The sequence below is a fragment of the Cypionkella sp. genome (assembly GCF_034376685.1).
GTDB lineage: Bacteria > Pseudomonadota > Alphaproteobacteria > Rhodobacterales > Rhodobacteraceae > Cypionkella.
The window spans coordinates 1-3,259 of sequence record NZ_JAXMJJ010000059.1 but is presented as its reverse complement, the minus strand read 5'-3'; the positions used below and the strand labels follow the sequence as shown (position 1 = coordinate 3,259).

Below are 3,259 nucleotides of genomic sequence, written 5' to 3'. Positions count from 1 at the left end.
TTGCCCATGGCATGGACCCGGCGCAGGCCCGCACAGCGGCGCGGGCGATGCTGGATCTGGGGGGGCTGGATGCCGGGGCCATCGGTCGCTATCCGCATGAGTTTTCCGGCGGTCAGCGTCAGCGCGTCGGCATCGCCCGGGCTCTGATGTTCAAGCCGCGGCTGCTTGTCGCCGACGAGGCTGTCTCTGCGCTGGATGTGTCGATCCAGGCGCAGATCCTGCAACTTCTGGACCGCATCCAGCGCGAAACCGGGGTGTCGATGGTGTTCATCACTCATGACCTGCGGGTCGCCAGCCAGATCTGCGACGAGATTGCTGTGATGCAGCGCGGGCGGATCGTCGAAATGGGGCCCCCGTCGCAGATCTTTCTGAACCCGAAATCGGATTACACCCGCGAACTGGTTGCGGCCATTCCGGGCGAACGTGCCACGGGCGGGGCACCAGTGGCTGTGGCTGCGGGTCTTTGACCCAGCGCACCGCCGATTGCCCATAGATACGACCAAAAAGAAACCATCTCCAACGGAAGGACACCAGATGACAAAGACCTCCAGTACCGGCGCGGGCTATTCGCGGCGCCAAGCTTTGCGGATGATGGCGGCAGGCGGAGCGGTGGGGCTGTTTGCACCCCAGCTGCTCGGCAAGCCGGCCTTCGCCCAGACACCGCCCGCAGCGCCCACCGGACGCGTCGTCGTCGGCCTGTCGCAGGAACCGACGGTGTTCAACCCGCTGATGGCGCATATAGAGGTAGATGACGGCGTCAACTTCTCGATGTTCGACGCGCTGTTCCGGATCAATCCAGAGGGTGCCATCGTTCCAAATCTGGCGCTCGAAGTCCCCGATCAGACTAATGGCGGGATTTCGGCGGACGGGTTGCAATGGCGCATCAAGTTGCGCGATGACGTGCGTTGGCACGACGGCGCTCCCTTCACCGCCGAAGATGTGAAATACACCCTCGAACTGATCGTCAACCCGGATTTCCGCGCCTGGCGCACCACCGGCCACGCAATGGTTCGCGACATCACCGTGGTTTCCCCGACCGAAATCACTTGGCGGATGGAAGAGGCATTTGCGCCCTATCTGAATTTCCTGACAGAAACCTTTATGGTGCCCAAACACGTCCTGGAAACCGCGACCGATCTGAACGAAAACGCCTTCAATCAGTCACCGATCGGCACCGGGGCGTTCAAATGGGGCCGGCGTGTGGCCGGCGACAACCTGGAGCTGGTGGCCAACCCCGATTACTTCGGCGAAGGTCCCTATATCGAGCAGCTGATCTTCAAATACATCCCCGACAACACCGTGCTCTACACCCAGTTCAGAAGCGGTGACATCGACCTGGTCGGTCAGGCCTACATCTCGCCCGACAACTATGCCGAAGCCGCCTCGCTGGCCGAGCGTGTGGTGACGCTGGTGCCGAAGACATCCGTGGAAACCTTCTACCTGAACGTGGAGAAGCCGCAGTTCAAGGACATCGCCGTGCGCGAAGCGCTTTACCTTGCGATTGACCGTCAGGCGATCATCGACGCGCTGAACTACGGCGTGCCGACCGTGACCGAGACCTTCATGCCGAAGACGTCCATCTATTACAACCCGGACCTGCCAAAGCATGAGTTCAATCTGGAACGCGCCGCGAAGATGCTTGACGAGGCCGGCTGGCTGCCGGGCGCCGATGGCATCCGCGTCAAGGATGGCGTGCGCCTGTCCTTTGCCAACTCGACCACTGCCGGAGCCCATTTGCGCGAACAGGCGCAGCAGTTCATCCAGCAGACTTTCGCCGAAATCGGCGTCGAGATGACCATCGCCAACCTTCCGTCGGCGGTGATGTGGGGCGACTTCTGGACGCTGTCCCAGTTCGACAGCGCCATGTCGGGGATCAACTTCCTGATCGGGGCTGACCCGGACGTGACGAACCGCTTCCACACCAAGGCAATCACCGCCAAGGGTGGCAAAGGGTCGAACAACGCGCAGTATTCCAACCCCGAGGTTGACGCCCTGCTTGAGGAAGGCAGCCGCACGTTCGACACCGAGGCCCGCCGCGCGATTTATATGAAGGTGCAAGAGATCATCCGCCACGATCTGCCGTTCCTGCCCTTGTTCGCGAACACTTCGGTCTTCGGGCAAAAGGCAGGCCTGCAGGGCTTCGTTTCCAATGCCAACACCCGCACCGAATCCTGGCATGCTGCGGGCTGGTACTGGGGCTGACCTGATCTGCCACCGTCCGGGCCCCAAGGCCCGGGCAGTGGTGTCAAACTGACGCCACGTAATCAGGAAGGGGAAGACCATGCCTGCATTTCTGTTCAATCGTTTCATACAGAGCGTCGTGCTGCTGGTGATCGTTTCGATCATCGGCTTCACCGTGCTCAATCTCATGCCTGGCGGGCCCATGGCCCAGTACGGACTTGATCCCGGGATGACCTCGGACGACCTTGAGCGGCTCAAAGAGCAGCTTGGCCTGAATCGACCGATCCTGGTGCAGTACTTCGACTGGGCCTGGGGGTTGCTGCAAGGCGACTGGGGCACCTCGTTCCGCGATGGAGCGCCGGTGCTGTCGGTGATCGGCCGCCACATCTTTGCGACCCTGTTGCTGATGGGGTCATCCACGGTGATTGCCATCGCGGTTGGCACCTGGATCGGCATCCGTGGGGCCACACATCGTTATTCGGCATTCGACTACATGGCGACCATCGGCGCGATGGTGGCGCTGTCGATCCCGACCTTCTGGTTTGGCCTTGTCGGTATCTATATCTTTTCTCTGGAGCTGGGATGGCTGCCTGCGGGCAACATGTACACCATCGGCGACGAATCCGCGCTGAACTACCTGCATCACCTGATCATGCCATCCGTCGTGCTGGCGCTGGTCCATATCGCCATCTGGAGCCGCTACATGCGTACGGCGACGCTGGACGTGATCAGCCAGGAGTTCGTCAAGACCGCCCGCGCCAAGGGCGTCCCCGAGCGGCGGGTGCTGATGAAGCATGTGGTCGGCAATGCACTGTTGCCGATGATCACCTTGGCCGGGGTGCAGCTGCCCTCGATCCTTACTGGCGCTCTGGTCACAGAGACCGTCTTTACCTGGCCGGGTATGGGGCGATTGTTTCTCGACAGCCTCGGCTACAGCGATTTTCCGGTGGTCATGGGCCTTCTGATGTTCTCGGCCATCCTGACCATCGCCGGCAATCTGATCGCCGATATCATCGTCGCGCTGGTCGATATCGAACAAGTCACACCCGCCGGCCACCGCATCCAGCACCGTGACAAT

3 protein-coding genes are annotated in these 3,259 nt (G+C 61.3%); all 3 read left to right on the top strand.

Annotated elements, in window-relative coordinates:
- The coding region (locus U1A24_RS12065) for an ABC transporter ATP-binding protein (RefSeq protein WP_322322218.1) at positions 1–467 on the top strand (467 nt) is incomplete at its 5' end.
- Entirely contained in the window at positions 424–2,202 is a 1,779-nt protein-coding gene (locus U1A24_RS12060; RefSeq protein ID WP_322322217.1) for a peptide ABC transporter substrate-binding protein, read from the top strand. The genes U1A24_RS12065 and U1A24_RS12060, both read left to right, overlap by 44 nt.
- Before the next feature lie 79 nt (positions 2,203–2,281).
- Positions 2,282–3,259 (top strand): ABC transporter permease (locus U1A24_RS12055; protein ID WP_322322216.1); only part of this gene is annotated, 978 nt, incomplete at its 3' end.